The following is a 4,874-nucleotide window of genomic DNA, read 5'->3' as shown; positions in this document are numbered from 1 at the left end:
TCTCTGCCGCGAGCCGGGACGGTGCGCGCGGCCCGGCTCCTGGCCGAGATCGGTGACTGCCGGGCCCGGTTCCCGACCGCGGCCGCCCTGGCCGGGCTGGCCGGGGTCACCCCGTCAACCCGGCAGTCCGGTCACACCCGCATCGTCGCGTTCCGCTGGGCCGTCGACAAACAACTGCGCGACGCGGTCTGTGACTTCGCCGGCGACAGCCGCCTAGCCAACCCCTGGGCCAGCCATCTCTACCAACAAGCACGCGCCCGCGGCAAGAACCACAACCACGCCGTCAGAATCCTGGCCCGTGCCTGGCTGACCGTGATCTACCGATGCTGGACCACCCACACCCCCTACGACCCCGCCCAACATCGCGCCCTGCAAACCCTCCTCCAACAAGATCCACAACCGGTTGGTTGACACAGGGCACTCACGCCGAGACCGGTCGCTTCGCTCCCTGCCATGTCCGTGCTTGGTCACCCTCCGCGCGCTTCGCGCGCATTCGGGCTTCGCCTTCGGCTCGGCTTCGCCCTCAACCGCGGGCTCGTTCCCGAGTCGAGCTCGAATTCACCTAGATCCACCATCCAGCCGCCCGGCCTTGCAGCCGCCCGGCCTTGCAGCCGCCCGGCTTTGCAGTCGGCCCCAGCCTTCCAGTCGGCCTCGGCCGTGCAGCTGGCTCCGGCTTTCCAGCCGGCCCCGGCCGTGCAGCTGGCTCCGGCTTTCCAGCCGGCCCCGGCCGTGCAGCTGGCTCCGGCTTTCCAGCCGGCCCCGGCCGTGCAGCTGGCTCCGGCCTTTCAGCCGGCCCCGGCCGTGCAGCTGGCTCCGGCCTTTCAGCCGGCCCCGGCCGTGCAGCTGGCTCCGGCTTTCCAGTCGGCCCCGGGCCTTCCACTCGGGCATGCACTCCCAGGCGGGCTTGGTCGTCCGGCTGGCTTGCCCTCCACCTCGGGCTTCACCCCTCAGCCCCGGGCTTCCGGCCCAAGCCCAAGCTCCACCCGAGACCCGCTTAGAGGACCGAGCTGAATGGACCGCGGGGCTGCGCCGTCCGCGACAGGCTCGCTAGGTTGGGCCGATGGCTGTCCGGGGGCTTCTGCTCGACGCCGGCGGCGTACTCATCGGACCCGTCGGCGGCCGCTGGAACCCCCGGTACGACTTCGAGCAGGTCCTGGCCCGTCACGTCCCCGGCATCCCGGACTCATCCTTACCCTCAGCCTTCGCCGCCGGCCAGGCGCTGCTCGACAGCACCTCAGGCACCGCCGACAGGACCGACTACCACCGGGTCATCCTCCAAGCCCTCGGCATCGCCGCCCCCACCCCCGAGCTGCTCGCCGAGCTTGAACGACCAGCCGCCGGCCTGCCCGTCGAGCCCTACCCCGAGGTCCGGGACGTGCTTGCCCGGCTGCATGCCGACGGGGTCGCAATGGCTGTCGTCTCGGATGCCTGGCCGGATCTCGATGACCTCTTCCGCCGGCTCGGGCTGCGGGACTTCTTCGTCACCCTGGTCATCTCGGCCGTTCTCGGGTGCCGCAAGCCCGATCCGCGGATGTACCGCGCCGGCCGTGACGCGCTCGGGCTTTCGGCGGCCGACTGCCTCTTCGTTGATGATGATCCTGAGCTTGTCGCCGCGGCCGTCCGGCTCGGCTATCAGGGGGTAACGCTGGTCCGGGACCCCGATGGGACGGCGCCGCCCGCCACGCGGTGGATCGCTTCGCTGAGCGAGCTTGTTCCGTAGCGGATTCAGTAGCGGAACTTGTGTTGTGCGCTGCGGCGGTTCACCCACGCCGGGAGTTCGTCCACGTGTTCCAGGTGCGGCACCTGCTCCACCGGGTCCTGCGGTTTCGTCACCTTGAGCATCGTCACCACGTAGCCCTGGACCAGGCGGTCCTCGCGCAGGTCCCGGTACGTCGCCTCCACCATCACCTGGGTCTCGTCCGCCCGTTGCAGGGCGCAGTAGACCACCCCGTCGCCCTCGTCGCGGAGGGCTCGGCGGATCTGGCCCCGGTCGTCCGGGTGGACCAGGTCCGGCAGCTTCGCGAACGGGGGAAGTTCCTTCTCGCCGATCAGTTCGTGCAGCGCCGGGCTCGCGTACCGGATCTGCTGGTCCTCGTCGATCACCAGCATGATGTCCGCGGTGTTGCGGATCACCGCCCGCAGGTAGAGGTCGCTGTCCCGGCGGCCCACCGCCTCCACCAGGGAGATCCGGTCCAGGGCCAGCGCCGCCTGGCCGGCCAGGACCTCCAGGGCGTCGCGGCTCACCATCAGCATGTCCTTGCGGCCCGCCAGCACCAGCGCACCGCCGCTCGGGCGGGCCACTGCCAGCGGTTCCAGCCACAGCGGACAGACCAGCGTCCCGTCGGCCGGGTCCGTTCCGGGTTTCTTCTCGTCGTCCAGCCACCAGCTGCGCGGGCGGGGGCTGGTCGCCGCCGCCGGCAGGGCCTGCAATGTGAGCTGGCGGTCGTCGGTGGCGAAGACGATGCGTTGCACGTCGTGGGGTGGCAGCAGCTGGGTCACCGCCGTGCGGACCGCCTCGTCGACCGCGGCGTCGTCGGCCGCCGCGACCAGCGCCGCGCTGGCCTCGCGCAGTACGCGTTCGCGGGTCAGGGCCTGGCTGTTCTGCGTCACGGAGTCAGCCAGCCGGGTGAAGGCCAGCACCACCGTCAGCGCGCCCGCCACCGCGATCACCACACCGTCGCGGACCTCGCCCTGCAGCGCCTCGATGAGCAGCACCAGCGGCGGTGTGGCCACCGACAGGCCCAGCAGGGTCGCCCAGCGGCCCTGCCACGGCTTGGGCCGCATCGGCAGGGGAGTCGTCAGCTGGACCATCGACGGGTGCAGCGCCGCGCCGCCCCAGGCCAGGTAGAGCAGCATGTAGCCGGCCTCGGACCACGAGCTCGGCGCCAGCGAGTAGGCGATGTCGCTGCCCAGGCAGCCCAGCGCCCCGACGCCGAGCAGCACCGCCGACCAGTTGAACCAGACCGCCACGATCAGCCGGGCGCAGATGCCGACCAGCAGCAGGGCGCCGAGCATGTCCTCCGGTGCTATCCCGCCCAGCCAGCTGCTGCCACCGATCAGGAAGACCCAGATCACCAGCAGCGCCGCGCAGGCGAAGGCCACCAGGTCGATCACCCGGGCCCGGTCCATCAGGATCGCGCCGGCCCGGGTCAGCTGCAGCAGCGACAGCGCCACCAGCGCGAACATCGCCAGGTAGGCGATGTCGGCGGCCGCGTACTTGTGCAGGGCATGCAGGATGTCGCCGATGGCCACCGCGACGACGGACGCCGTCAGCAGCAGCCAGGGCCCGATCCGGGCGGGCTTGTGCCGGCATATCCCGAAGATGATCGCGGCGACGCCGACGGCTCCCAGATGGATCCACTCGATGGCTTGGAGCACGACTAACTAGTACCAGTCCGGTCGCTGTCTGTCCACGTCGATGTATACGCAGCGCTATGACCAGGCAACATCGTGATCGTGACTCTTGCGGGCATGAATAAACGTGAATATGAAGGCTGATCGCCTAGCTGAAGACCTCGGCGATCACGGTGTCGTTGCCCGCGCCCTTGCCGCCGGTTACGGGCTGCCACTTACCGTCGGGTGCGTTCCACTCCCGGTCGGCGAAGCGGACCCGCTCCACGCCCGTGCTGCTGGCGTGCGAGACGAGCCAGTGGGCGTACCGCCAGCCGGCGTTGACGTCCTTGACCGCCACGGTCAGGCCGCCGCTCTGGGTCGCCTCGATGGTGTTGAGGCCCTTGCCCCAGTCGAGGCGCATGCCCTCGGCCAGTGCGGCCGCGGCCGTGGCTCCACGCAGGGCGGGCTCGCCGCTCACCGTGCACTCGACTGCGCCGGTGGCCCGGCCCGTCAGCGCTGTGGCGAGCACGGTGGACTCGTCGGCCCACTTCTCGTACGCGTTCGGGTAGGCCGACCGCTGCACCTTCTGGGCCGCGTCGGTGACCCGCATCTTCTGCCAGCCCTTGACCTTCTTGAGGGCCGAGTAGAACTTGCCCGCCGCGTACCTCGGGTCCTGGATCTTCTCCGGCGTGCCCCAGCCCTGGCTGGGGCGCTGCTGGAACAGCCCGACCGAGTCGCGGTCGCCGGTGTCCAGATTTTCCAGCTTGGACTCCTGGAACGCGGTCGCCAGCGCGATGATGATGGCCCGCTCGGGCATCTTGCGCCGCAGGCCGACGGCCGTGATCGTGGCCGCGTTGGCCATCTGCACGAGGTCCAGCGCGACCTCGCCGTCGGCCCGGACGATGCATTCCGGGCCGAGCTGCGGAAGCTTGATCTTGCCGCCGACGGAGTTGACGGCCACGACCACGCCGAGGGCGCCGAGGAGCGCGAGCAGAACGACCACGACTACCGGCTTTCGGCGCACGCACACTCCCTCCGTCGGGGGACAAGAGTAATCAACGAGTGCCCGTCTCCTGCGTCGCCGGCACCCAGGACGCCGGGCGCTTCTCGCGGAAGGCCGCGACACCCTCGCGGCCCTCGGCCGACCGGAAGTAGCCGGCCGAGCGCTCCGACAGCTCGGCCAGGTCGGCGCGCACGGTCTCGGCCGGCCGGCGGCGCAGCAACTGCTTGGTGCCGGCCAGGGCCAGCGGGCCACCCCGGACCAGAGATTCCGTGTACGCGGTGACGGCCGCGTCCAGCCCCTCCGCCTCGACAGCCGCCGTGACCAGCCCGATCTCGGCCGCGCGGGCCCCGTCGAAGACGTCGCCGGTGAGATAGAGCTCGGCGGCGGCCCGAGGAGCCAGCCGGGGGAGCACGGTGGCACTGATCACGGCCGGGATCACGCCCAGGCGTACCTCGGAGAACGCGAACGTCGCCGTACGGGCGCAGACCGCGATGTCGGCCGCCGCGATCAGGCCCAGCCCGCCCGCGCGGGCCGGGCC

5 protein-coding genes are annotated in these 4,874 nt (G+C 71.1%); 2 read left to right on the top strand and 3 right to left on the bottom strand.

Going from position 1 to position 4,874, the window contains the following annotated elements:
• Both AB0C29_RS33815 and AB0C29_RS33810 read left to right on the top strand, forming a co-directional pair.
• A partial coding sequence (locus AB0C29_RS33815) for a transposase (protein ID WP_360828957.1) occupies nucleotides 1-411 on the top strand: 411 nt, incomplete at its 5' end.
• Nucleotides 412-1,060: 649 nt separating this feature from the next.
• Nucleotides 1,061-1,720 carry an HAD-IA family hydrolase gene (locus AB0C29_RS33810; protein WP_360828954.1) on the top strand — a complete coding sequence of 220 codons (660 nt, stop codon included), beginning with the start codon at nucleotides 1,061-1,063 and terminating at the stop codon, nucleotides 1,718-1,720.
• 5 nt (nucleotides 1,721-1,725) lie between these two features.
• On the opposite strand, the gene AB0C29_RS33805 is transcribed toward AB0C29_RS33810, so the two are convergent.
• From AB0C29_RS33805 to AB0C29_RS33795, 3 genes are all read right to left on the bottom strand, one after another.
• The gene (locus AB0C29_RS33805; RefSeq protein WP_360828951.1) at nucleotides 1,726-3,378 is read right to left on the bottom strand and encodes a PAS domain-containing protein; all 1,653 of its coding nucleotides are present in this window, start codon (nucleotides 3,376-3,378) and stop codon (nucleotides 1,726-1,728) included.
• Nucleotides 3,379-3,502: 124 nt separating this feature from the next.
• Nucleotides 3,503-4,363, bottom strand: coding sequence for a hypothetical protein (locus AB0C29_RS33800; protein WP_360828948.1), 861 nt, complete (start codon nucleotides 4,361-4,363; stop codon nucleotides 3,503-3,505).
• A 25-nt stretch (nucleotides 4,364-4,388) separates the two neighbouring features.
• The coding region (locus AB0C29_RS33795) for an enoyl-CoA hydratase-related protein (RefSeq protein WP_360828945.1) at nucleotides 4,389-4,874 on the bottom strand (486 nt) is incomplete at its 5' end.

Origin of the sequence: Actinoplanes sp. NPDC048791 (genome assembly GCF_040650095.1) — a bacterium.
Lineage (GTDB): Bacteria > Actinomycetota > Actinomycetes > Mycobacteriales > Micromonosporaceae > Actinoplanes.
The sequence above is the reverse complement of the archived record's forward strand: the minus strand, read 5'-3'. Positions and strand labels throughout refer to the sequence as shown.